Annotated in this window: 24 protein-coding genes; 22 read left to right on the forward strand and 2 right to left on the reverse strand. The window is 47.9% G+C overall.

Annotated features, from left to right (window positions below; genetic code table 11):
* Positions 1-23: 23 nt before the first annotated feature.
* The 19 genes from LC508_RS23055 (at position 24) to LC508_RS23145 (ending at position 21,395) form a co-directional block, all read left to right on the forward strand.
* Positions 24-824: a cohesin domain-containing protein gene (locus LC508_RS23055; protein WP_103732608.1), complete on the forward strand. Its 801-nt coding sequence runs from the start codon at positions 24-26 to the stop codon at positions 822-824.
* 132 nt (positions 825-956) lie between these two features.
* Complete coding sequence (locus LC508_RS23060) at positions 957-1,493, forward strand: RNA polymerase sigma factor (protein ID WP_054350661.1); 537 nt, start codon at positions 957-959, stop codon at positions 1,491-1,493.
* On the forward strand, positions 1,480-2,259 hold the full coding sequence (locus LC508_RS23065; protein WP_054350662.1) for a hypothetical protein: 780 nt from the start codon (positions 1,480-1,482) through the stop codon (positions 2,257-2,259). The genes LC508_RS23060 and LC508_RS23065 overlap by 14 nt, the downstream gene beginning before the upstream one ends.
* A gap of 11 nt (positions 2,260-2,270) precedes the next feature.
* Positions 2,271-3,161 carry an ABC transporter ATP-binding protein gene (locus LC508_RS23070; RefSeq protein WP_118593869.1) on the forward strand — a complete coding sequence of 297 codons (891 nt, stop codon included), beginning with the start codon at positions 2,271-2,273 and terminating at the stop codon, positions 3,159-3,161.
* Positions 3,162-4,409 (forward strand): hypothetical protein, encoded by a 1,248-nt coding sequence (locus tag LC508_RS23075; RefSeq protein WP_054350663.1) that lies wholly within the window; start codon positions 3,162-3,164, stop codon positions 4,407-4,409. It begins immediately after the preceding gene.
* A gap of 177 nt (positions 4,410-4,586) precedes the next feature.
* Entirely contained in the window at positions 4,587-5,969 is a 1,383-nt protein-coding gene (locus LC508_RS23080; protein WP_103731841.1) for an extracellular solute-binding protein, read from the forward strand.
* 125 nt (positions 5,970-6,094) lie between these two features.
* Positions 6,095-7,459 carry an extracellular solute-binding protein gene (locus LC508_RS23085; RefSeq protein WP_103731842.1) on the forward strand — a complete coding sequence of 455 codons (1,365 nt, stop codon included), beginning with the start codon at positions 6,095-6,097 and terminating at the stop codon, positions 7,457-7,459.
* Between the two features lie 185 nt (positions 7,460-7,644).
* Entirely contained in the window at positions 7,645-8,547 is a 903-nt protein-coding gene (locus LC508_RS23090) for a carbohydrate ABC transporter permease (protein WP_054350664.1), read from the forward strand.
* A 4-nt stretch (positions 8,548-8,551) separates the two neighbouring features.
* Positions 8,552-9,400: a carbohydrate ABC transporter permease gene (locus LC508_RS23095; RefSeq protein WP_033139103.1), complete on the forward strand. Its 849-nt coding sequence runs from the start codon at positions 8,552-8,554 to the stop codon at positions 9,398-9,400.
* Positions 9,401-9,570: 170 nt separating this feature from the next.
* Complete coding sequence (locus LC508_RS23100; protein ID WP_054350665.1) at positions 9,571-11,361, forward strand: sensor histidine kinase; 1,791 nt, start codon at positions 9,571-9,573, stop codon at positions 11,359-11,361.
* Positions 11,354-12,919: a response regulator transcription factor gene (locus tag LC508_RS23105; protein WP_033139101.1), complete on the forward strand. Its 1,566-nt coding sequence runs from the start codon at positions 11,354-11,356 to the stop codon at positions 12,917-12,919. Before LC508_RS23100 ends, LC508_RS23105 begins: the two co-directional genes overlap by 8 nt.
* 345 nt (positions 12,920-13,264) lie before the next feature.
* Positions 13,265-15,385 carry a glycoside hydrolase family 3 C-terminal domain-containing protein gene (locus LC508_RS23110; RefSeq protein ID WP_033139100.1) on the forward strand — a complete coding sequence of 707 codons (2,121 nt, stop codon included), beginning with the start codon at positions 13,265-13,267 and terminating at the stop codon, positions 15,383-15,385.
* A 16-nt stretch (positions 15,386-15,401) separates the two neighbouring features.
* Positions 15,402-16,448, forward strand: coding sequence for a DUF4340 domain-containing protein (locus LC508_RS23115; protein WP_103731843.1), 1,047 nt, complete (start codon positions 15,402-15,404; stop codon positions 16,446-16,448).
* 208 nt (positions 16,449-16,656) lie between these two features.
* Positions 16,657-17,202 carry an RNA 2'-phosphotransferase gene (locus LC508_RS23120; protein ID WP_054350670.1) on the forward strand — a complete coding sequence of 182 codons (546 nt, stop codon included), beginning with the start codon at positions 16,657-16,659 and terminating at the stop codon, positions 17,200-17,202.
* Positions 17,203-17,321: 119 nt separating this feature from the next.
* Positions 17,322-18,890, forward strand: a complete 1,569-nt coding sequence (locus LC508_RS23125) for a protein kinase domain-containing protein (RefSeq protein WP_118593868.1) — start codon at positions 17,322-17,324, stop codon at positions 18,888-18,890.
* 34 nt (positions 18,891-18,924) lie between these two features.
* Entirely contained in the window at positions 18,925-19,071 is a 147-nt protein-coding gene (locus LC508_RS23130; protein WP_158587252.1) for a hypothetical protein, read from the forward strand.
* Positions 19,068-19,625, forward strand: a complete 558-nt coding sequence (locus LC508_RS23135) for a hypothetical protein (RefSeq protein WP_033139097.1) — start codon at positions 19,068-19,070, stop codon at positions 19,623-19,625. The genes LC508_RS23130 and LC508_RS23135 overlap by 4 nt, the downstream gene beginning before the upstream one ends.
* Positions 19,626-19,642: 17 nt before the next feature.
* Complete coding sequence (locus tag LC508_RS23140) at positions 19,643-20,290, forward strand: response regulator transcription factor (protein ID WP_103732955.1); 648 nt, start codon at positions 19,643-19,645, stop codon at positions 20,288-20,290.
* Between the two features lies 1 nt (position 20,291).
* Entirely contained in the window at positions 20,292-21,395 is a 1,104-nt protein-coding gene (locus tag LC508_RS23145) for a sensor histidine kinase (RefSeq protein ID WP_158587251.1), read from the forward strand.
* A gap of 74 nt (positions 21,396-21,469) precedes the next feature.
* On the opposite strand, the gene gloA2 is transcribed toward LC508_RS23145, so the two are convergent.
* Positions 21,470-21,850, reverse strand: coding sequence for an SMU1112c/YaeR family gloxylase I-like metalloprotein (gene gloA2 / locus LC508_RS23150; protein WP_033139094.1), 381 nt, complete (start codon positions 21,848-21,850; stop codon positions 21,470-21,472).
* A 218-nt stretch (positions 21,851-22,068) separates the two neighbouring features.
* Here gloA2 and LC508_RS23155 point away from each other — a divergent pair, with 218 nt between their 5' ends.
* Together LC508_RS23155 and LC508_RS23160 are read left to right on the forward strand one after the other, a co-directional pair.
* Positions 22,069-22,710 carry a putative ABC transporter permease gene (locus tag LC508_RS23155; protein ID WP_081960097.1) on the forward strand — a complete coding sequence of 214 codons (642 nt, stop codon included), beginning with the start codon at positions 22,069-22,071 and terminating at the stop codon, positions 22,708-22,710.
* Between the two features lie 247 nt (positions 22,711-22,957).
* Complete coding sequence (locus LC508_RS23160; RefSeq protein WP_033139093.1) at positions 22,958-23,611, forward strand: CatA-like O-acetyltransferase; 654 nt, start codon at positions 22,958-22,960, stop codon at positions 23,609-23,611.
* 84 nt (positions 23,612-23,695) lie between these two features.
* On the opposite strand, the gene LC508_RS23165 is transcribed toward LC508_RS23160, so the two are convergent.
* Entirely contained in the window at positions 23,696-25,270 is a 1,575-nt protein-coding gene (locus LC508_RS23165; protein WP_103733029.1) for a glycoside hydrolase family 43 protein, read from the reverse strand.
* A gap of 191 nt (positions 25,271-25,461) precedes the next feature.
* Between LC508_RS23165 and LC508_RS23170 the strand changes: the two genes are divergently transcribed.
* Complete coding sequence (locus LC508_RS23170; RefSeq protein WP_033139092.1) at positions 25,462-26,025, forward strand: manganese efflux pump MntP; 564 nt, start codon at positions 25,462-25,464, stop codon at positions 26,023-26,025.
* Positions 26,026-26,036 lie beyond the last annotated feature (11 nt).

Consider the following 26,036-nt stretch of genomic DNA (forward strand, 5'->3'; position numbering starts at 1 on the left):
AGGAGAACAGGCAGGTAACCTATATGAAAAAGAGAACCGGAAAAATTGCAATGTTATGTATGAGTGCACTTCTGTTTGTACAGGCAATGCCTGTCTGGGCCGCAGGTGAAACAGAAATAGCATTAAACCCAGGTAAGGCCCAGGAGGGCGGTCAGGTTCAGGTGGCCTGTGAGATCACGGACGGCCGGGAAGTGACCAATGGAAAGATCCGTATCCATTACGATGCATCTAAACTTACCCTCACTGCGGACAGCGCCGGAGGGGCGCTGTCCGGGGCCCTGTGTGAAGTCAACGACTGTCTGACAGGCAACAAGGAGGAAGGCGAGATTGTAGCGGCCTTTGCCTCATCATCACCACTTACGGAGGATGGCAGCCTGCTTGATATGACGTTCCAGCTTGCAGACGGTGTAAAAGCCGGCGATACAGCGGACATTCAGGTGGATATTGAGGAACTGGCAGGTGACAGCGGCGATATCGGTCACAATGAGACCCATGCAGCAGCTATCACAGTGGAAGCAAAGGGTGAGAATCCGGACCCTGGCGGAGACGACAAGGACCCGAGCGGAGATGACAACAAGAACCCCGGCGGAGATGACAATAAGACTCCGGGCGGCGACAAAAATGATGGTACGGATGGCGATGGTAATAAAGGAACCACACCAACCCCGACACCGGCTAAGAACAAAAAGTCCGGAACCACCACAACTTCAAAATCAGCAAAGACAGGCGATGATACGAATATGGTATTCCCGCTTCTCGGCGCCGGCGCAGCAGTGGCAGTGATCGCTGCAGTCACAGCTGCGAAAAAGAAAAAAGAATCATAACTGTAAGGGTAATGCCGGTCTGTATGAGAAATCATGCAGACCGGTTTTTTTGGTTATAATTAAAAATATGAAATCATTTTCCATATCCCGATACGTTATATAGAGTAGGGGACGCCCTGTAGGAGGAGTATCTTGACGCGTGAAGACAAACTGATAGAAAAACTGGAAAATGGAGATATGAGCGCCCTGGATGAGCTGATATCCCTGTATTACACAGACATTCTGCGGTACTGTATCTGCCACACAGCGGACAGGCAGACCGCGGAGGATGCCGTGCAGGAGACATTTCTGAAGACCGTGCGGTATCTGGACAGGTATATACACAAGGGGAAATTCCGCGCTTTTTTATACCAGGTGGCAGCGAATACGTGTGTGGACATGTGGAGAAAGAAACATCAGGAGGAGCAGATACCGGACACTCTGGAATGCCTGGAGCGGGGATTTCAAAGGGCTGAGACGGAGACAGACTTCATGCTGCTGGTCAGGGAACTTCCGGCAGAACAAAGGGAGATCATTTACCTGCGGTTTGCCCATGACCTGACGTTAAGGGAAATCGGGCAGATTTTGAACCAGCCGCTGAGGACAGTCCAGTCCAGGCTGCGGGCAGCACTGAAAACCATAAAAAAGGATTTGGAGAGAGGGGGGATTTCATCATATGAAGAAATCTGAGATAGAAAGCGGCCTCAGGAAGTGTTTTTCGGAGAATACCGTGCCGGATGCGGTCAGGGGAGGAAGAGAGAACCTGATTCTGGCAGCCAGGCAGGCATACCGCACCGCTGTAAGAGAAAAAAGGATTTCCTTTTGGCAGTTTGTGTTATATCAGATCAAATTTACAGGCCGGAGTATATGGGGAACGCAGATCGCTGTGCTGGCAGCTATCTATCTGACACTCTATATTACTGTCAATGGGGATTTTGCTTACCTGTGGAACAGACGCCTTCCCGTGCTTTTATGTTTCAGCAGTGTGTTTCTTCTGTTGCCGGCTCTGCCCGCAATTGTAAGGTCTCTGCGCTATGGAATGGCAGAGCTGGAGCAGGCGTCCAGGTTTTCCTCGATCCATCTGCTGACTGCCCGGCTGGTGATCATCAGTGCCGGGGATATCCTGATGCTGGCTGTGCTGACTGCAGGCATTGTACTGGGAATGGGCCAGAGCCTGGGGGCCGTAGTCTTATACCTGCTGGTGCCCTTTTTTTTACTGGGCAGTATCTATATTACCATAGCTCTGCACGTGGATGTACAGCATGTACTTAAAATCTGTCTGGCTGTGGGAATGGGGGCAGCGCTGCTGTTCTGGCTGCTGTTCCAGTATCATTACGGGTTTTACGAACATTCCTTTCAGACGGGCTGGGCAGCAGTCTGTGCGGCGGCTGTGATATGTGATATCATTCAGCTCCGCAGAGCGGAAAGAAAAGGGGCAGCAGAAGTGCTGTTGTGAGGAGGAGTAAAATGGAGCTTATAATAGACGATTTATCAAAAAAATTTAAAGACAAGGAAGCCGTCAGCCATGTGAGCCTGAAACTGACACCGGGGGTCTGGGGACTTCTGGGAGCCAACGGTGCCGGCAAGACCACTCTTATGCGAATGCTGGGCGGAACACTGAAACCTACGGGAGGCAGGGTTCTGTACGACGGCATCTCTATCCAGGTACTGGGGGAGAAGTACAGGGATATCTTTGGGTATCTGCCTCAGGAGTTTGGATTTTATCCTGAATTTACGGTCCGGGATTACCTGGAATATATGGCAGTGCTGAAAGGCCTGCCGAAAAGGAGAAGTAAGGAGAAGATAGAAGAACTTCTGGAGAGAATGACCCTTTCGGATGTGAGAAAGAAAAAGATTGCGAAGCTCTCAGGCGGAATGAAGCGCAGGGTGGGAATCGCCCAGGCCCTTCTCAATGAGCCGGAGGTGCTGATTCTGGATGAGCCTACCAGCGGTCTTGACCCGGGGGAGCGCGTCAGATTCCGTAATCTGCTCTCAGAGTTTGCCTCACACGACAGGATTGTGCTCATATCCACCCATATTGTCTCAGATGTGGAGTACATTGCAACCTGCAATGCGGTGATGAAGGGCGGTAAGATCCAGGCTGTGGGGACAACGGAAGAGCTGGTCACCCTAGTGAATGGGAAGGTCTGGAACGGTACGATTCCTGCCGGACAGCTTGCTGAGTATGAGAACAGACTGCAGATCGTGAACCTGAGAAATGAGGCGGACGGCCGCATCTCTGTGCGGTATCTCGCCGAGAAACCCGGGATCGAGGATTCTGTACCTGCTGTGCCGAGACTGGAAGACCTTTATCTCTGGATGTTCCCGGAGAGCCGGTTTGATAAGGAGGCGGATTAAATGAGACTTTTAAAACTGGAATTTAAGAGAATCCTGAAAACAAGATCCACCTGGGTTTTTCTGGGGGCAGCACTTCTTTTGTCTGTTCTCATGGCTTACATTCCCAGGACTTTTGTACAATATTCCTACATGGATGACAGCGGTAAACAGATTACCGTAAGCGGCAGCAGGGCCATGGAGATCATAAATGAGAAACAGGCGCCCTATGCCGGAGAGGTGACACCGGATAAAGTGCAGACCGCTTTGGAGACATATCAGGCATGCATCGCGGAATACGGGCCGACCAACAGCGAGGATTTCCCTCTGAATGTATATAATGAAAAGATTCTGCCTATTCAGCCTTATATCCACCTTTTACGTGAAGTGTATGCGGACAGCAGAACAGGTACTGCGGCTGACCTCATGAAGCTTGGTCCTGAAGATGCCGGCCGTATCTATGAACAGTGCAGAGAGCATCTGGACAGCCTCATGAAAATGGAGCAGAAGGACTACCCGGATGCGCAGAATAAAGCGGCTGCTTACTTTGCAAAAGTGGAGCAGCCATATGAGTATTATCCCGGCTATAATAAGGACGCAACCGATTATCTGGTCCTTTATCTGCTTCTTCTGGAGTTCATCTGCGTGCTTCTGGCCGCTCCGGTCTTTTCCTCTGACTACCAGACAAAGGCGGATGATATTCAGCGCTGTACCAGGCATGGAAGAATCAGGCTGGCGGCTGTCAGGACAGCAGTTATGCTGATTCTGGCCTCTGTTATAGTGGCAGCGGGTTCCGGCATTTTTCTGCTTCTGACAAGGGCTCTGTTCGGGGAAGAGTGTATGGGAAGTTCCATGCAGATGCTTTATTCGGCAGTGAGCTTATCCAATCTGGATTTGTGGCACCTGCTTTTAGCCGGGGCGGGCACCGGGTTTCTGACCATAACCGCTGCGGTTCTGTGTACACTTATGATATCGTCCCGATGCAGAAGTGTCACTGTGACAGCGATTTTTGGCATGGTGCTGTGTCTGCTGCCTGTCATCATCGGACAGGTGGGCAGCGGGAATCTTGCCGGCTGGATTCGCTGTATCCTGCCGACAGGAGGGCTGGGGCTTGGAAACTGCTTCCTGTACGAACTGTTTGATTTTAAATTCCTTCATCTGGGAGGACGATCCTTTTGGGTGCCCCATGCGATGCTTGCGGCGCTGGCCGTGGAGATTCCTCTCTTTTGGGGACTGACGGTTTGTTTCTATAATAGACATATGGCAAAATAACAGATTGCGGAGAGTGTATGAATCAGGCGCTCTCTGCAGTTGTCTTATAGGTAAAATGCACAAGAAGTAAGAAAATTATAGAAGGAGAACACTTTTTTTTATAGGTATTTCCCACAGAGAATGCTACTATTAATCCATAATCTTAGTTCATATTAAATAACATAAGGAGGAAAGAATATGAAAAAAAGAATGATGAAACTGGCGGCAATCTCTATGTCTGTGCTTATGGCGGCTTCCCTTGGTGCGTGCGGCTCCGGCGGCGGGGATGACAAAAGCAGCGGAAGTGATGACAGCAAAAAAGAAGAGAGCACAGCATCCGCAGATGAGAGCAAAGGCGGGGATAAGGAAATTGTAATGTGGGCCAACGGTACAGAGGACCCTGACAAAAGTATCTGGAATTATGCCATTGACAAGTATAATGAAGGTAAGGGAAAAGAGACCGGCTATCAGGTAAGCTATGTTCCCACACAGAATGATACTTACAAAGAGAAGCTGGTGGTTGCTGTCAGCTCAGGGGAATGCCCGGATATCTATCAGACCTGGTCCGGAGGTCCTATGATCGAATACGTGGAGGCAGGATTCGGCCAGCCTCTTGACGAATATATTGATAAGTACAATCTGAAGGATGTGCTCATGGACGCGGCCCTGGAACAGGGTACCTACAACGGCAAGGTGTACGGCCTTCCCGTGCTGAATGTGGCAATCTCAGGTATTTACTATAACAAAGAGATGTTTGAACAGTATAATCTGGAAGTTCCCACGACCATAAGCGATCTGGAGAAAGTCTGCGATACATTAGTGGAGAACGGCATCACTCCGTTTGCGCTTGCCAATGCCTCCAAATGGACAGGTTCCATGTATTTCATGAACCTGGCTACCCGTTACGGCGGACTGGAGCCTTTCCAGAAGGCAGTTTCCGGGGAGGGTACTTTTGAGGATGAGAGCTTTGTCTATGCCGGAGAAAAGATTCAGGAATGGGTGAAAAAGGGCTATTTCCCGGAGGGCGTGAACTCTCTGAGTGAGGATGACGGACAGGGCAAACAGCTTCTGTACCAGGATAAGGCAGCCATGACCTGTATCGGCTCCTGGTATACAGGCACGATCAAACAGGACAGTGAAGAATTCTACAACAAATTAGGCTGGTTCCCATTCCCGGCAGTTGACGGTTCCTCCGCAGATGCTTCCATTATCATCGGAACCATCGGTGACGGATTCCTGACCTTCAATTGTACAGGCGAAAAGCTGGATGCTGCATTTGAGATGGCAAGCTACTATTTCGATGATGAAGAGCTGGATTTCATGGTAGAAAACGGCAAGATTCCTCCTGTTAAAAAAGCAAAAGAGATGATCACTGATCCGGTAAGCCAGCAGATTCTGGAAGCTGCAACGAATGCGTCCTCTGTACAGCTCTGGTACGATCAGTATCTGCCGCCGGTAGTATCTGAGGCACATAAAGATACCTGCCAGGAATTATTTGGCCTTACCATGACACCGGAGGAGGCAAATAAAGAACTGCAGAAGGCAATGGATGAATACAACAGCAGCCACAATGAAGAATGATCATTTTATCTCCAGGTAAGAAAATTATATCATGTGGACACTTTATTTTATGGTTATCAGACAGAAAAAAATATATGATATCAGGGATAAAGTAAAAGCATGTATATAATTTCAGGAGGAAAAGTATGAAAAAAAGGATGGCAAAACTGGTCGCTCTTTCCATGACAGCTCTCATGGCAGCGTCACTGACCGCATGTGGCGGTGACAGCGGAAACGCAAGTTCAAGTGAAACTTCAGGAGAAGACAAATCAGCAAAAAAAGAAGCCGGTGATGATGGAAGCAAGGAAATTGTTTACTGGAACATCGGTACAGAAAGCCCGGACAAGGATGTTATTGCAAAGGCTGTTGACAAATTCAATTCCGAGACAGAATCAGGCTATACCGTTACGGTTGTGCCTACACAGAATGATACGTACAAAGAGAAACTGGTAGTTGCCATGAGTTCAGGCGAATGCCCGGATATGTATTCCAACTGGTCCGGCGGTCCTATGTACGAGTACATAGATTCCGGATTCGGCCAGCCCATTGATGATCTGTTCAATGCGTCTGAGATCAAGGACAAACTTATGGATGCAGCCGTTGCACAGGCTACATACAACGACCATGTATATGCGGTTCCTTACCAGAACGTTTCTCTTGCAGGTATATTCTACAACAAGGAAATGTTTGAGAAATACGGTCTCTCAGAGCCGAAGACACTTGCGGATCTGGAGAATATCTGTAAGACATTAAAGGACAACGGCATTACACCATTTGCCCTGGCAAACGGTTCCAAATGGACAGGTTCCATGTATTTCATGAGCCTTGCGGCACGCTACGGCGGACTGGAGCCATTCCAGAAAGCAGTTGCAGGCGAAGGCAAATTTACAGATGACTGCTTCATCAAAGCCGGTGAAAAAATCCAGGAATGGGTGAATGCAGGTTACTTCCCGGAGGGTGTAAACTCTCTGAGTGAGGATGACGGACAGGCAAAACAGCTCATGTATCAGGAGTCAGCAGGTATGCTTCTGTGTGGTTCCTGGTATACAGGTACTTTCTCCTCTGACAGTGAAGAATTCTATCAGAAGATAGACTGGTTCCCATTCCCGGCTATCGAAGGTTCCGACGCGGATGCTTCTATCCAGATTGGTACCGTAGGTGACCAGTTCATCACATTCAACTGTGAAGGCGACAAGCTGGCAGCAGCATTTGAGTGTGCAGAGGCACATCTCTCTGATGAAGTTATAGATTTTGAGATTGAAAAAGGCAAGATACCGCCAGTCAAAGGAATCGAAGAGAAGATCACAGACCCGGTTGCCAAGAAGATCGTGGAGACCGCCAACAGTGCTCCGGAAATCCAGCTTTGGTATGACCAGTATCTGCCGCCGGCAGTTGCAACGGCTCACCTTGACGGATTACAGGAAGTGTTCGGTCTGACCATGACTCCCCAGGAAGCACAGGATTCCATGCAGACAGCAATGGATGACTATTTAAGCACAAAGGCCGAGTAAGGATCACAGATGAAAATGCGCTCTGTCCCCTGGGGACAGGGCGTTTTTTCTATATTTTTCTGCGCTTTAAAAGACAAATATTTATAGATAATGCGTAGATTGTTCTATGTCTTTTCAGAAGTCGGTTTGTTAGTATATATAATAAGAAAAGAAAGGTTTCAGAAACAAAAAGGAGGGCTTCTATTATGAAGGAAAATGGTATTTCTCTTGCCCAGATGAGGCAGAGGAACACACGGAAAGTTGCGGCGCTTTTCCTGGCACCGGTCACTGTTTTAATGGTGATATTTATTTTCTATCCCATTGTGGATACATTTATCACAAGCGGCTATCAGTGGAACGGAATTTCCGCAGCTAAGAAATTTATCGGAATCGGCAACTGGAAAAAACTGATTGCTGACACCAATTTTTGGGTCGCGTTTAAGAACAATGTTCTCATTATGATTCTGTCTATCTGTATTCAGATTCCCATCGGTCTTGCACTGGCAACATTCCTGGATTTCGGAGGAAAGAAACTGACACCTTTTAAGGTGGTCTGGTTTATTCCCCTGCTGATGTCATCTGTTGCGATTGGCTTCCTTTTTACATATGCGCTGGCAACAAACGGCGGCCTGGTCAGCACCATCTCAGGCTGGTTCGGAGGCGGCAACATCGACCTTCTGGGTAATCCGAAAACTGCCCTATTGACGGTTATCATGGTTATCTGCTGGCAGTTCACCCCGTTCTACATGGTGTACTTCATGGCGGCATTTACCAATATTCCTTACGATGTATTTGAAGCGGCGAGGATAGACGGTGCCACCAGAGGCCAGTATTTCTGGAGAATAGCACTTCCCCTTCTGGTTCCTTCCATGAAAAGCGCGGCAATCCTCTCCATGGTTGGTTCTCTGAAATACTTTGACTTGATCTATGTTATGACCGGCGGCGGTCCCGGAACATCTACGGAATTGATGGCAACCTACATGTACAAACAGTCCTTTAAGACATTCAACATGGGATATGGTTCTGCAGTGGCCGGCGGTATGTTTATCCTCATCAGTATGGTATCCCTGATCACCATGAAGCTGTTAAATGGAAAGAAGGAGGACTGAAATAATGGATAATTATAAGAAGAGTAAAGCAAAAAGCATCACAGCCTGGACCGTTGCCTTTATCCTGGCAATCTTCTGGCTGGTAGTATCCTTTATGCCTTTCGTATTTATGGTTCTGAACTCCTTTAAAGAGAAGTTTGAGATGCTGACAAAAGGCGTGTTCCAGCTTCCGGACAGTCTGAACTGGAACAACTACACAGAAGTGTTAAAAGGCGGATTCGGCACTTACTTCAAGAACAGTGTGATCGTTCTTGGCATCTCCCTGATACTTCTGCTGTTTATCGCTGCCTGCGCGTCTTATCCGCTGGCAAGATTTAAGTTTAAACTGGCGAACCCCATCTATGCGCTGATCGTGGCATGTATGTCCATACCGGTTCATATCACCTTGATCCCGGTGTTCAAGATGGCAAAAAGCACAGGTCTGTATGACAGTATCTGGGCATTGATTGGTCCTTATATTGCCTTTGCGGTACCGATTTCCGTGTTCATTCTGACCAGCTTCATGAAAGAGATTCCGCGGGAGATTGAAGAGTCTGCCGAGATAGATGGCTGCGGCAAGATTCAGATGTTTTTCTCCATGATCCTTCCTCTGGCAAAACCCGGCCTGGCCACACTGGCGATCTACAACGGTGTAAATATGTGGAATGAGTTCTCCTTTGCCTACACACTGACACAGTCATCCGCAAACCGTACCCTGCCTCTGGCAATCTGGGAATTCCAGGGCCAGTATTCCATGAATACGCCCATGATCATGGCAGTTCTGACGCTGACACTTCTTCCCATGATCATTATGTTCATTATCTTCCAGGATAAACTGGTAAAAGGTATGACAGCCGGAGCCGTAAAAGGCTGAGTTTGCGTCACCGTACAGCTTGTCTGAACAGTAACGGGGTTACTGTGATTTTAGAGCTGCTGCCGGATTTATATCCAGGCGGCAGCTTTTTCCAACTGATAAAAATTGCCGCACTGTTGCATGGCATGGTATGATAGAGAGCAGAAAACAGAAGAAGGGCGGGAACATTTATGAGAAAGTGGATGGAGAAAGTAAGCCGATGGAAGTTTGACAAAAAAATGCAGCTCCTTGTGACAGTGTCCATTATAGCCACCACCCTTATTGTGCTGGTGGTATCCACCATATCCTCTGTCACATCCATGAAGCAGCAGTCCATAGAGCTTCTGCAGGCACAGAACAGCACAACTGCGGAAAACTTTAAAAGCTCCCTGGACAATTACAAAACCCTTGCCATTGCTACGGTCATGGATACTTCCATACAACAGTACCTGAAGGCAGTCAATTATAACAAAGAGGCAGGCGGGCTGAAGAGCAGTGCCTTCAACATTCTGGCAAGCATATCTAACATGCATTCGGATATGAATTTCATCGCTGTTGTGGGAAAATCCCCGGATGACTACATATACAAGGGGCAGATCGCCATCTCAGCCGCACAGTTCTCCCAGGTATATACTTTTGATGCCCAACAGTGCAAGACCGTGCAGGACAGCTCCATTAAGATGTGTTTTAACAATGCGTATTTCAACGGCAGCAAATACACCCTGAACATCTATTTCCCCATCTACGACACCAACCGTGTACTGGGAGAACTGGGGCTTCTCTGCATGAACTTTACGGACCCGAGCCTGCTGCAGATCCTGGAATACGACAGCTCCAATAAGCTGGAATCCATGGTAGTTGACACAGACGGCATGATGATTTCTGCCAGGGATAAGGATAAGATCGGAACCAATGTGGACTTTATTCCCAAGATGAAAGAAAAATCAGGCACCTTCAGCATGGGCGGCAGGCTGTACATTTACCAGAAGGTTTCTGACTGGCGGTTCTATGTGGTGAGCAGTGTACCTATGATGGAGCTTTACAAATCCAGCATCCGGACGATCTTCCTCATGGCATTTATCCTGCTGTTCCTGCTCACCATCAGCCTTCTGGTGGTCAAGCGCATCATCAGCAAAGTCTACCGCCCTCTGGACAAGGTGGTGCGGAAGATGGATGATGTGGCTTCAGGTTCCCTGAAAACCCGCATCAACGTGGAACACATGGGAGAGGATTTCACAAAACTGGCAGTCGGTTTCAACTCCATGATGGAGGAGATCCTGGTGCTCATGGAGCAGGTGAAAATGGAACAGCATCAGATTGAGCAGATTCGTTTCAATGCCCTGCAGTCCCAGATACAGCCCCATTTTCTGTATAATACCCTGGAGTGTATCCACTGGCAGGCCATGGTGGACGGCAACGGGGAGATATCCACGCTTGTGAAGGCACTGGCCAAGTATTACCGCATCTGCCTCAGCGGCGGCCATGATGTGATTCCGCTGAAAATGGAGCTGGAACATGTGCGGAATTATCTGATCATCCAGAATATGCGGTACGATGACATTATCGGAAGTGAGTTTGACGTGGAGGAGGCAGCATCAGATGTAATGATTCCGAAGCTGACCCTGCAGCCCTTGGTGGAGAATTCCATCTATCACGGAATCAAGGTGAAGGAGGGTAAGACGGGAAGTCTGTTCCTGAAGGTGAGAAAGCGCAGCAGTGATGTTCTGATCACTCTGGCAGATACGGGAACCGGTATGAGCCAGCAGCAGATTGATGAGATGAACCAGCATCTCTCAGAGTACGACGATTCTTTTGGCTACGGTGTGAGGAATGTAAATAAGAGAATAGAGCTTCTCTACGGTGAGGAGTTCGGGCTTTATTACCTGAGAAATGAATCAGGCGGCGTAACCGTGGAGATACGCCTGCCTTACGTGACACAAGTGGAAGACGGTATCATACGGGGAGAGATGATTCATGTATAAAATATTGATTGTAGATGACGAGAAAATGATCCGCCTGGGCATGAAAAAAGTTCTGCCCTGGGAGAGTCTTGGAATCAGTGAAGTTTACGACGCGGCTTCAGGCAGGGAGGCCCTTGGGATCATCCGGGAGAAAAAGCCGGAGATCATGATCTCTGATATTCAGATGACAGAGATGACAGGCCTTGAGCTCATTGAGGCGGCCCGGAAGATTGTGCCGGAACTCAGAGTCATTGTGCTGACCGGATACGATAATTTTGAGTATGCAAGGCAGAGCCTCCGTCTGCAGGTACAGGACTTTTTTCTGAAGCCCATCGAGGAGGAGGAGCTTGCCCGGGCTGTGAGCAAGCAGGTGAATTACCTGGAGGAGCTGAAAGCGGAGGAAAAGAATCTGAGGCTTCTCCAGAGGACCCAGGGAACCGCGGAACAGACAGAGCTGGAGCATTATATGAGAAATCTGGTGCACAAGCGGGAGGACAAGGGACAGCTTTTGAGCAATCTGAAGGAGTATTACCACTTTGATATAGAGCGTGACTTAAAGCTCATGCTGATCGTGCCCACCCTGTACATGAACCAGCAGCCCACAGAGGAGAATTTTCAGGCCATGTCCGTGAAGAATGTGTGTATGAGCATGGTGGACGCCCAGGAGAGGGGGATCACCTTCTCCGATGATGACGGAACCATTGCCATTACCTGGTTCGAGGCAGAGACCGGGGATGTGGTGCTGGATGCCATTGAGGAGCTGTCTGATATTCTGAAAGATGAATTTGACGCAAAGCCCAAGATGGTGGTGGGAAGTACCGTGCACGGATTTTCCAATCTGTTTATCTCCTACAATGATGCCCGTTACCTGCTGGACAATGAAAAAGAGGGAATACGCGATATTGTACAGACCTTTGGTGCCCAGAACAAGGCGGATATTTTCCGCGACATCTATGCGGAGTTAAAGGGCATCATGTGTGCCAATGTGGGGAATACAGACTATGTCATGAAGGCGTTCAATACATTTTCAAAAGCTACGCAGTCCTATAATCTGTCACCGGCCATGGTGCGCAGAAACTGCTTTGAGATCGCTTCAGCTCTCTATTTTTCCTATCTGGGAGATTCCGGGGAGGTGGAGTCCGGACGTCTTGATTCCCTTTCCAAAAGTCTGATCTGTGCGGACAGGGAGGAAGCGTGTGATGTAACACGCATGTTTATCTCTCAGCTTTTGGGCAGCGAGGAGGAGAATGTCCACGAGATCATTACAAAGGCGAAGCACTACATCGACGAACATCTGACGGAGGAGCTGTCTGTATCCAATATTGCGGCAAGCCTGTACATTACGCCAAACTACTTTTCCAGGCTTTTCAAGCGCGTGACAAAGGAAGGGTGCAACGAGTACATTGTGAGAAAGCGCATTGAGAAGGCGAAATCCCTGCTGGAGACCACCAGCATGAAGACCGGTAAGATCGCCATGATGGTGGGATATCGGGACACCAATTATTTCTCTCTGGCATTTAAGAAACATACAGGGAAATCCCCCACAAAATACAGGGAGGAGATACAGCATTCCGTATAAACAGCATTCCGGCATGCGGCTGTCACGGGATTTCCCTGTAATTGCATGGCACACCCCGCGGGACAGCAGAAAGCGGAATCGCAGCGTGACATTTACAAAAGGAAGAATTTTATAGAAGGAAGTAACTTTTTTTTATTACGGTTGGAATGCAGGTATGGTACACTATGCTTAAAGGTATAAGTACCATACCTTTTTGCTGTGGATCCGCAGGTAAAAACGCAAAAATTGAGGAGGAAACAGCAAGGAAATACATGCGCATCAGGCAGGTATGGTGTAAGATAAAAGCAGAAAACGGGAAACTGTGAAAACAGTTCCGGAAAATAGAAAATAAAAGGAGAAAAACGGATGAGAGACCACAAAAAAGAGAGGGCGGCAGCCAGAGAAAAAGCAAAAGAGCTGGTATCCAAAATGACACTGATGGAAAAGGCATCCCAGTTAAAATACGATGCATCTCCGGTAGAACGCCTGGATGTGCCGACTTATAATTACTGGAATGAAGCCCTGCACGGCGTGGCAAGGGCCGGTGTGGCTACCATGTTCCCCCAGGCTATCGGTATGGCTGCGGCTTTCGACGATGAGGAAATGAAAAAGGTGGGCGATATCATAGCCACAGAAGGCCGCGCAAAGTACAATGAGTATTCCAAACATGGAGACAGGGATATTTACAAAGGACTGACTTTCTGGTCTCCCAATGTGAATATTTTCCGTGACCCCCGCTGGGGAAGAGGCCATGAGACTTACGGTGAGGACCCGTATCTGACCTCCAGACTCGGTGTGAAATTCGTGGAGGGCATACAGGGTGACGGGGAAGTGATGAAAGCAGCGGCCTGCGCCAAACACTATGCTGTGCACAGCGGCCCGGAATCTATCCGTCACGAGTTCGACGCTGAGGTGACCATGAAGGATATGTGGGAGACATATCTGCCGGCTTTTGAGGCTTTGGTCACAGAGGCTGATGTGGAATCCGTCATGGGTGCCTACAACAGAACAAACGGAGAGCCATGCTGCGGCCATACCTATCTGATGGAGGAGGTCCTCAGAGGAAAATGGAACTTTGAAGGGCATTTTACCTCTGACTGCTGGGCAATCAAGGATTTCCATGAAAACCACAGGGTTACGAAAAATGCCAGGGAGTCCGCTGCCCTTGCCCTGAAAAAGGGATGTGACGTAAACTGCGGCAATACTTATCTGCACCTGCTGGGAGCCATTGAGGACGGCCTGATCACAGAGGAAGACATTACACTGGCGGCTGAGAGGCTGTTCACCACCCGTTTCCTGCTGGGCCTTTTTGACGGAAGCGAGTACGACAGCATTCCATACGAAGTGGTTGAGTGCAGGGAGCATGTGGAGAAAGCCCTGGATATGGCCAGAAAAGGCTGTGTCCTTTTAAAGAACGACGGTGTTCTGCCGCTTGACAAATCCAAATTGAAGACCATCGGTGTCATCGGACCCAACGCAGACAGCCGTGCTGCCCTGATCGGAAACTACCACGGAACCTCTTCCAGATATATTACGGTTCTGGAAGGCATCCAGGATGAGGTGGGAGAGGATGTGCGTGTGCTCTATTCCGAGGGCTGCCATCTGTATAAAGATAAAGTGGAAAGTCTGGCCTGGAACCAGGACAGAATCTCCGAAGCTGTCATCACGGCAGAGCACAGCGATGTGGTAGTTCTCTGCGTGGGCCTTGACGAGACGCTGGAAGGCGAAGAGGGAGATACGGGAAATAGTGACGCATCCGGTGATAAACACGACCTTCATCTGCCAAAAGCACAGGAAGAGCTCATTGAGAAGGTAGCTGCTGTGGGCAAACCCACCGTTGTGGTCCTCATGGCAGGCAGTGCCATTGACATGAACTATGCAGATGAAAACTGCAATGGAATCCTGCTCGCATGGTATCCGGGAGCAAGGGGAGGAAAAGCAGTGGCAGACCTGCTGTTCGGAAAGGTTTCACCTTCAGGAAAGCTTCCCATCACATTCTACAGGGATTTGGAGGGAATGCCTGCGTTTACAGATTACAGCATGAAGAACCGTACATACCGTTATATGGAAAAAGAGGCACTCTATCCCTTCGGCTACGGACTGACATACGGTGACGTGAAGGTCACAGATGCAGAGCTTACAGGCAAAGCAGATGCCCAGTCAGATTTGGAAGTGAAGGTCACAGTCAAAAATGAGGGCAGCGCAGCCACAGAGGATGTGGTAGAAATCTACATCAAGGACATGGAATCACCTCTGGCAGTGCGTAACTACAGCCTGTGTGCATTCAAACGTGTCTTCCTGGAAGCAGGGGAGAGTAAAACCATAACTATGACAGTCTCAAACGCAGCAATGTGTGTGGTGGACGAGGCAGGTGAGCGCCATATTGACAGCAGACATTTCAAACTGTTTGCAGGAACCTCCCAGCCGGATAGCAGAAGTGAGAAGCTGACAGGTGCAAAACCGGTGGAGCTGGATGTGATCTTATAAGACAGGAGAGATGAATATGAGGAAAATTTTACGGAAACTGATGCTTTTGGGTATTGTCACGTCCCTGACGGCCGGGGGGCTCTCCGGCTGCGGCCAGGAGACGAAAGCGGAGGCCGAATCCCAAGAAAAGATGGAAAAAGCAGAGACGGAAAAGGGAAAAAGTGAAGCAGAACCGGCGGAAGATAAACCGACAGCAGCAGTGACGGAACATCCTCAGTTCATCCCGGACGGTGTCCGCAGGCTTGTGCTGACAGAGGACGGCAGCGAGATCTTCGACCTGTCCAAAGAGCCTGCTGACTACAAGATGGATTTTGATTATTGGGAGATCTTAAACCCCTATGATGAGATCGTTACAGTCAATACAGAGACCATGTATACGCTGTTTGATATGCTGAAAGAAATGGATCTCACCACTCCGGCGGCAGTGGAGGACGGTGTTGATACAGGAGTGGCGGACACCACCACCACAATGACCATTGATTTTGTAAACACCCAGGATGCGGATACCGCAAAACAGACAAAGTATGCGGACAGTACGGCAACTCTTTTGATCGGCAGCGCCGACGGGCAGGGCAGCCGTTACGTGGCAGTCAAGGGATATGAGGATGCTGTGTACAAAATTCCCTCCGCTTTGCTGGACGCTGTTTACGGGCTGAATCCCTTTGACTATATTCTGAAAATCCCTGCTCTTATCAACATTGATACGGTTAAGAGCGTGGAGATCCAATCCGGTGGGAAGACATACACCATGGAGCCGGATGAGGACCGGTATAAAATGAATGGAAAGAAGGCGGAAAAAGAGGATTTCACCGCTGTCTACCAGGCGCTTTTAAATGTAATGCTGGATTCTGAGATAGAGGAAGGCAGCCTTCCGGAAGGTGACAGGGAGGAGAAACTGCGCGTTGTCTATAAGAGAAACACGGACGATGCCCCTGAGGTAGAGCTGGTATATTATCCTTATGACGATACCTATGACAGTGTTTCCATAAACGGCAGGGAGCGTTTCCTGGTGAAAGCAGCGGATGTGGATGCATTGACAGAACAGATACAGAAGGCATTTTAACAGAGAGGAAGGATCATACTGCAGACAGATGCGGTGTGGTCCTTTTTTGGTTACTGTTCACACACCCTTGTCCCGCGAAGCGTGTTACTGGGCACGCAGTGAACAGTAACCTTTTTGAACGGTCAAAGAAAAATAAACTTCGGATTTAAATTCTGTATAATAAAAGTAATCAGTATTTTCTAATATTAACAGGAGGGAGAAGGAGAATATGACGAAAGAACAGATGAGCCGGAAGCTATCCTATCTGCTTCGGCATGATGAACAGATGATCAATGAGTATGGATGGGCTGACGTATCAGAGATTATCAGGAAAATGCAGGAAGATGTTCCTGCGTTTGACCAAACGCTTCTTTCGGAGATTATAGCGGAAGACAAAAAAAAGAGATACAGTTACGGGGCCGATAAACGGACTATACGGGCAAATCAAGGGCATTCCGTGCCAGTGAAAGTGGAAATGAGGGAAGCCGCTCCGCCGGACTTTCTTTACCATGGAACCGCGCAGGGATTTCTGCCTCGGATTTTTACGGAAGGACTCACACCGCAGAAGCGCAACTTTGTACATTTATCAAAAGATATAAAAACTGCCGGGAGTGTAGGTGCACGTCATAAAAAAGAAGGGGATACAGTGATACTTCGGGTAGAAACAGGAAGTATGTACCGGGACGGGTTTAAATTCTGGATTTCTGAAAATGAAATCTGGCAGGTAAAACACGTGCCTCGTGAATATCTTTCCGTGGCATCCTGGCTTCTTTGACAAAGTATTTTCCTGTAATAACCCTGCAGCATGGGAAACTAAAAAATCCTGCTAAAAGTTAAATTTTTATTGTATAATAAATCTGACATACTCTAGACTTAAAAAAGAGGTGAACCGGAATGTGGGAAGAAAATATCTGCAGCAGTGAAACGGGTGAATTAAAACCCGGGACTATTTTAAATTTCAAATATATCATTAAAAAAACCATAGGCAGCGGAGGCTTTGGCATCACATACCAGGGGTGGGATACCATTCTCAACATGCCGGTGGCTGTAAAAGAATATAGATGTCAGATGTATACTTCAGAAAAAGAAAAACAAAATTTTTGGAATGAAGCCAGAACCATGGCTAAATTTTCAGGCAACGAAGGCATCGTAAATGTAAGGGATTTTTTTGAAGAAAATAAGACGGTGTATATCGTTATGGAATATCTGGAGGGTATTACCCTGAATCAATACATTGAAGCAAACGGAAAGCTGTCCCCATATGAAACATTTACCTATATGAAACCGGTTATGGAGGTATTGAGCAAAATACATAAAGAAGGATTCATACACCGGGATATCAGCCCTGACAATATTATGATGGTGAAAGAGGGGAAAATAAAGCTGCTGGATTTTGGAGCAGCGAGAGATGTCAAAAATACTGACGGGACGATTACCGTTATCTTAAAACAAGGATATGCGCCCGAAGAACAATATTGCAGGGAAAATAACCAGGGACCATGGACAGATGTCTATGCCGTCTGCGCCACTATATATAAATGCATAACAGGAAAAACGCCGGATATCAGTCTGCACCGCCTGAGCGTTGACAACCTCAAAAAGCCATCGGAAATGGGAATCCCCGTTTCGCAGGAGTTTGAGCAGGTATTGACGGCCGGACTGGAGGTGCACAGACAAAACCGTATTCAATCTATTGACGAACTCATAAGAAGAATGGAGTTTGCATTAGAATGGGGGAATGACGGATACCGGAGAACAGATAGCAGACATATAGTAAAAGAAGCTTTATTTCTCCGGGGCAGAAGTAAAGGAGTGACACCTCTGATTGGGAGAGATGAAGTGCTGCCGGCAGTGAAGAGGAAAGTTTTTACCACTACCGCCGATAATCAGAATTTTCTGGAATTCTGTGTGGTAAAAGAGACCGCTCCTTTTGCGTCGGAGTATCTTATGGTCAGAAAATTTCGAGTGTATGGAATAAGACCAAAGAAACGGGAAGTTCCCAGAATAGAAGTGACATTTTATATAGATGAGCAAAAACATCTCGAAGTAAAAGCCATGGATCTGGAAACCAACAGGCGTCTGTATATTCAGGATTTATTCCGCCGTGACAGGCCTCAAAATACAGGAAAGCATGCAAGCCGTACATTGTCCCTGGAGACAAGCGGTGGAATGGCTACACCTGTTATCAGAAAAGGAGAAGTGCTGCCTGCCGTTAAAAAGCAGATTTTTTCCACTGCAGTGGATAATCAAACAGCAGTTGATTTATGTATTTACCTGGGGGAAGGGGCTTATGTAAAAGAGAATGAACTTGCCGGACAATTCAGGCTGGATAAGATTTCGCCGGCAAAGGCAGGGGAGCCACAGATAGAGGTTCTGTTTGAAATGGACAGGGATGAAAAAATAAAAGTAAGCGCCAAAAACCTGGATAGCGGAGAGATGCAGAGTATAACTATAATAAAGTAATCAGCATTTTATAATATTGATGTGGGATACGGTGATGATTCGGACAGAAACAGAAAGATTTAACAAAAAATTTTCCTGTAATAACTCTGCAACATGGGGAGCTTATGCTGTAGCTGTAAAAGAGAAACGGCTGGCAGCTATTTGTGCCGGCAGCTTTCAGGAAGAGGAGGAACAGTTATGATGCGGAAAAAGTTAAAACAGCATAAGGCAGCAGCAGTGGCTGCTGCAGTTACTCTGTGTATCACCGCGGCAGCGGGAACCATGGCGGTTTACGGACAGAACGCAGCGGAGAAGCAGGTGAAGGAGGCAGCAGAGGAGAAGCTGTCCCGGGATGAGACGGTGTCCTACATGCCCTGGGATGAAGACACACTGTACAAAGAGGTGGTGGAAAATCAGGATATTGTAAAGCAGGTATGCGAAAAATACGGCCTGGATTACGACAGCGCTGCCATGAAAGATGTGACCCGGGAGATGAGAAATTATGAGGAGGCACTCTGGCTCCTTGACGAGATGGGGGATAAACCGCTTCTGTCTGCAAAGGGAGAGGGAATGGATTCTCTGGAAACGTATATCTGTGATATTTACGCCTTTGAAGGCGGTAAGCAGGTGATTGAGTCCTATTGCCGGGAACACGGAGTGGACGCGGGCAGTGCCAGCATAAAGGATTTGACAGCGGAGGATCTGACAGCTATAGGAGAGAATGCCTATCAAACCTCAGACCATCCGAAAAACTGACAGAAAGGCAGATACAAATGGCAGATATTTTGATAGTGGAAGATGAGCCGTCCATAAATGAATTGATGAAGAGAACCCTCACCATGACAGGTCACAGATGCTGTCAGGCATATACCGGCCGGGAGGCCCTGAGAGCGGCAAAGCAGGAAAGGCCCGACATCGTCCTTCTGGACATTAACCTTCCGGATATGGACGGATTTCAGGTGATGGCACAGATCGGTACGATACCGGTCATCTACGTGACAGCCAGGGATGAAGTGACTGACCGGGTAAGAGGCCTGAACAGCGGGGCAGAGGATTATATTGTGAAGCCCTTTGCCATGGAGGAGCTGGTTGCCAGGGTTCAGGTGGTGCTCAGAAGATTTCACAGGGAAGAGAAGATATTTGTCATTGACGACGTGAGAGTGGATGTGGAGAGACACCGGGTCACCAGAGCAGGGGAGGACGTGGAGCTTACCAACCGGGAGTTTGAGCTTCTGCGTGTGCTGCTGGTCAACCGGAATATAGCCCTTTCCAGAACCCAGCTTCTGGACCTGGCCTGGGGGATGGACTTCTTCGGGGATGACAGGACTGTGGATGTCCATATTCAGAGAATACGGAAGAAGCTGGGCCTGGAGAATTATATCAGAACCGTTTTCAAATACGGATACAGACTGGAGATATAGTATGCAGCTTTGGAAGAAAAATTATCTGGCAGCGTATATTCTGTTTCTGGTGATTCTCAACCTGTCTCTGCTTCTCTTGTCCACCATGGGATTTAAGAACGACCTGGAAACCCGTATGGATGAAGTGATAAAGAGGCAGCAGCAGTTAGCCTATACGGTGGAAGGCCTAAACGGCACAGAGGACGGGGAAGACAAGCTGCGTTATCTGGGACAGGGATATTACAGGAGCAGAATTTTCATCAATGTGAGCCATGGCGGCAAAACCATTGTGAATCACCTTCCGACAGGAGTGGGGATTTCCGGAAACGCGGATATCGTGAAGTATAAAGGGGAACGTTATGCTGCCGTTATCGGCCGGGCGGGGAACGGGGACGAGATATGCGAAGTGGTGTATATGGAGAATATCCAGGATCTGTACCGGGCACAGAACAGAAGACTTTTCTCCTTCTTGGCTACGGGCCTGCTCCTGGAGGCTGTGATCGGCACCATGCTTTATATGACCATGAAGAAGATATACATGCCGGTCAATAACATTGCCCATGAGCTGCGGAATCCTCTGACGGTACTGCAGGGATACGGCCAGTATATCCAGATGGGAAATATTACGGAGGAGGACCGTTTCTTCGCAGGGGAACAGATTGTAAAGGAAGCCGGGAGCCTGAGGGAGACTGTGGACAGGCTGCTGGTCATGGGAAATCTGAGAGAAGGAAATGTGAAATACCAGCGGTTAGATGTGCAGGAACTGTTTGCGGAGATGAAAAAATTATATCCCGGCATTCATGTGGAAAATCATATGGATGCCATAGAGGGAGATTTGTCTCTGGTCAGGTGCCTGTTTAAGAACCTGCTTGGCAATGCGGTGAAGGCAGGAAGCCATGTGACAGTGACAGCCTCTGACAACTGCGTGAGCATTTGGAATGACGGGAAATACATAGAGAAACAGAAACTGAACTATCTGAACCGGAACCATGAATTTCCCAGGGCGAAAGCAGAGCGGAACGGCTACGGGATTGGCCTCTGCTATGAGATCGTAAAGCTTCACGGATGGAAAATGGACTATGCGTCCTCTGAGGAGAAGGGTACAACCGTTAAAATAAGAATATGACAGGGTATTTTCATAAAAGGAACCGATCCGGCGTCTGTACAGGGCCGGATAGGTTCCTTTTTGTATGGTATAAACTATTCGTGCAGTTCCAGCGGAAGGCCGTCCGGGTCGAAGAAGAAGGTCATTTTCTTTCCGGTAAAATCATCGGTGCGTACAGGCTCCGTCTCGATTCCTTTTGCGCTCAGCCACGCAACAGCCTCTTCCATATTTTCAACTGTAAAGGCCAGATGGCGGAGTCCGCAGGCTTCCGGGCGGTTTACACGGGCCGGCGGGTTCTTTACTCCGAATATCTCCAGCTCACAGTCACCCAGCCGCAGGTCCAGCTTCCAGTCATCCCGCTCAGCCCGGTAATTTTCGCGGATGATCTCAAATCCCAATTGGTTTACATAAAAATCCTTGGATTTTTCATAGTCAGATACAATAACGGCTACGTGATGTATTTTATTAAGCTTCATGCAAAGGCTCCTCCTCAATGTTAAAGTGAAATACAGTCCGGTCCGGACTGATTTTCGCCGGACCTGATGCTGGAATTATACCATAGATGCAGAAACATTTGGAATTTTTAAATAATATCTTTATAATTTCTTTCGGAATTTTACAATTGCTTCTTATTTTTTCGTTGGTAAGATAAAGCCATAATAAAGAAGAGGAAAGAAAGAAGGAGGGGAAAGATATGGCTAGAGACATGGTGGTAAGGATTTCAGAAGGTGTGAGAAGACAGTTTGCGCAGGAAAGATACCTGGAAGCAGAATATGACAGGGCCTATTCCCTGACCAGTTTGATCTTATTTTTCTTTTCTGCATCAACCGTCGGATGGCTTTGGGAAGTATTTCTTCATATTTTTATGGACGGAGCACTCATCAACAGAGGCACCACATGGGGACCGTGGCTTCCCATTTACGGTGTGGGCGGCGTGATGACACTGGTTCTGCTCAGAAAGTTTGCCGACAAGCCGGCTCATGTGTTTGCATTTGCATATCTGGGAAGCGGTATTCTGGAATATACGACAGGCTGGGCACTGGAACAGTTCAGAGGTGTAAAATACTGGGATTACAGCGAAAGCCTGTTTAACATAAACGGCCGTGTATGTCTGGAAGTTCTGGCACTGTTTGCTGTGGGCGCATGCTTTATCCTTTACATAGCGGCACCTGCCATGGATAACCTGTACAGAAAAATCCCGCAGACAGCGAAAGTGGTTTTGTGTGTTGTATTGATCACTTTGTTTGCAGCGGATCTTGTATTCTCTGCCTTATATCCTAAGATGGGGCCTGGTATTACCATGGATGTTTCGGAAACTACAAAATGGATATTTTAACGCCGGGGGCGTAGACTAATAGATTTGACAAAAGGAGAGGGCTTTCACCCTTGCGAAAATTCGGCATAGTTGGATAAATTCCGGCTGTGCCGATTTTTCTGTATATGTCCTGTCATGCCGTGTGTTGTGTGATTGTAAGTGCGATTAAAATCGTTTATAATATGATACATAGGATGCGCAGTTTCCGGCGAAAACAGTCTGGATGAACTGCGCTGTACAAATAAGTGCGGACTGTAAGGAGGAAATTATGTTTCATACGATCGATTACGAAAAGTGGGAGAGAAAAGAAATATTCGAACGTTTTGCAGGATATACCTATAATCTCACCGCAGAAGTTGATGTTACACAGTTTTTGGAAAGGATTCATGGAAATGGATATAAATTTTACCCGTCTGTCTGCTGGTGTATTGCCGATACGGTAAACAGTGATAGGGATTTCCGCTATGCAAAAGTGGACGGAGCCATAGGATATTATGAGAAGCTGAACCCCTGCTATACACTTATGCGGAAAGGGGAAGGGAATCTGTTCACTCATATGGTCACAGATTTCAGCAAAGATTTTGACTGCTTCTATAAGACTTTTCTGGAAGATAAGGAGAAAGCGGAAAACGGCAGCTCTCTGTATTATTACGGAAATCCTGTTCCGGGGTGTGTGGACATTACCATCCTGCCGAACACTGCATACCAGTCCATATGTTACGTGCGTCCGGCTTCTTTTGTAAATCCGGAATCGGGCAGCGAGAGCTACATACCCTTCATCACTGTGGGAAAATACCGGGAGATTGATGGAAGAATGAAAATGGCGGTGACAGGAAACTTTAACCATGCGGCAAATGACGGATATCATGCGGAAAAATTCTTCCGCCTGCTTCAGGAGAAACTGGATGCATTTTCCGCATAATGACGGGAAAGGACTGTAAAAATAAAGAAATCAGGCCGGGGTGCAGATCAATGCGCCCCGGCCTGTGTCTTTGATAATATAAAACTATTCTCCCTGATACTGGAACCAGTCAAAGTCAGCGCAGCCGCTGCCTGCCTGGTGGTTGGAGCTGGCATACATTCCTATGTAGACGCCGGTAAAGCCGTTGTTTATAACAGAGCTTAGAAGTGAGGCATCCACACCGGACAGGAAAGGTATCATCTCAGATTCCCTGTATCCATAGTAAAAATCATAGTCCGTGGTATTCCCCTGAACACTTAAATAAAGGCGTCTGCAGTCCTTTATCTCTGTTTCCTTTACCAGAGTGCGGCATCCGTTCTCTGTTTTGTAGAACTGCAGGTAAGGTGTGCTGCCCTTTTTCCTCATGACCATCAGATAATGGAAGCGGTCATCTTGTACCAGCGCGATTCCGGCCTCCTCATAGTCTGCGGCCGGACAGAATTCCATGGCCGTTTTAGCCAGAAAACTCTTATGGCGCTGTCTGCGGCCCACGAAAGAAGGGGTACAAATCTCCTCCATGACCTGCGGCCTTGTCATAAGGCGCAGATATCCGGGACGCTCCGTGAGGGAATAGAAAGGCTCAACCGGCGGATGAATGGTGTTCCACTGCATCTGAAGCGTGTCATCCTCAAAGTTGTCCCATTCCGGCATGAGCGGATATATGGTGCGGGGCAGGTTCGGAAGGCGTTCTTCCTCCTGTACAAGCCCGGTCTCATTGTCGATCATCGGCCAGCCGTCCTCTGCCCATACAAATGGTACCATGAAGGTCTCACGGCCCAGGTTGTAGTGTCCCCCTTTATAAGGGCGCACTGCCAGCAGTACCATCCACCATTCTCCGTTCTGTGTCTCCACAATATCGGCGTGTCCGGTAACTGAAATGGGATTGAGAAGAGGCATATGCCTGTGCGTCACAATGGGATTTCTGGGGCATATCTCGTAATCCCCGTCAATGGTACGGCAGCGGGCCATCTGTACACTGTGGGTGACAAAGGTACCGCCCTCTGCCACTAACAGATAGTAATAACCGTCCTTTTTGTAAATGTGGGGTGCTTCGATCCACTTACTTCTTGTCTTCTTTCCGTCCCAGATGACAGTTCTGGGGCCTTTGAACTGCAGTGTTTCAGGGTCCAGCTCATTTAAGTAAATGCCATGGTGTCCTTCGTAGAGCTTCTCCTCACTGATAAAGTTACCCACGTACCATACAGAACCGTCGTCATCGAAAAACAGACTGGAGTCAATGCCGTCAGCGCCCTCCACAACTACAGGGTCACTCCACGGGCCGGCAGGATTTTTGGCTGTAATGATATAATTATCGCGTTTTGCTTCACGTCCTTCGGATACGAACGTATTAATAATATAAAAGGTCCCTTCATGGTAACGGATGCTGGGTGCCCACAGCCCCTCGCTGGTTTCGCAGTTTTTGTAGTTAAGCTGTCCGGGTCTGTGGATGCCGTGGCCAATCTGCTCCCAGTGAACCAGATCTCTGCTGTGGAACACGGGCAGTCCGGGATAATATACAAAAGATGAGGTTACCATGTAATAGTCATCTCCCACACGGCAGATAGATGGGTCCGGATAAAAACCGGGAAGAAGCGGATTGTGAAAAGTGTCTTTTGTCATATCATATTCTCCTTTACAAAATTTCTCCATTTTCTCCATTATAGGCAGAGAATCCGTATTGGTAAATAGAAAAAAACGCCTTTTCCCTGGAAAAAAACATGATAAAAACATTTTTACAAAACCTGCTCCGTATAGTATAATGGGCAATGCAATGAAAAGCACAACACAATACATAGGAACAGGAGAAAACTATGGATTTATTTACATTATTTACACTGGCGGTTGGCCTGTCCATGGATGCGTTTGCTGTCTCCATCTGCAAAGGGCTTTCCATGGAGAAGCTGAGTATAAAGAACATGGCAGTGGTAGGTCTCTGGTTTGGGGGATTCCAGGCTCTGATGCCGGTCATCGGCTATCTGCTGGGAGTACAGTTCAAGGATAAAATAACTGCAATTGACCACTGGATCGCATTCATCCTGCTGGGATTTATCGGTGTCAATATGATTCGGGAATCCCTGGATAAAGAGGAATCCTGCCCCGTGGCAGGAGTGGATGCAAAGACCATGTTTCCTCTGGCTGTGGCAACCAGCATTGATGCACTGGCGGTGGGGATCACCTTCGCCTTTTTGGATGTGGCGATTGTGCCGGCGGCCAGCTTCATCGGTATTGTCACATTTGTCTGTTCCGTCTTTGGGGTAAAGGCAGGAAATGTCTTCGGCATGAAGTACAAATCCAAAGCGGAACTTGCCGGTGGTATTATCCTGGTACTTCTGGGGCTCAAAATACTGCTGGAGCATCTGGGAATACTGGGGTAAACAAAAAAGGA

This window comes from Blautia parvula (assembly GCF_020215665.1).
In the GTDB taxonomy this organism is placed as follows: Bacteria; Bacillota; Clostridia; order Lachnospirales; family Lachnospiraceae; genus Blautia; species Blautia celeris.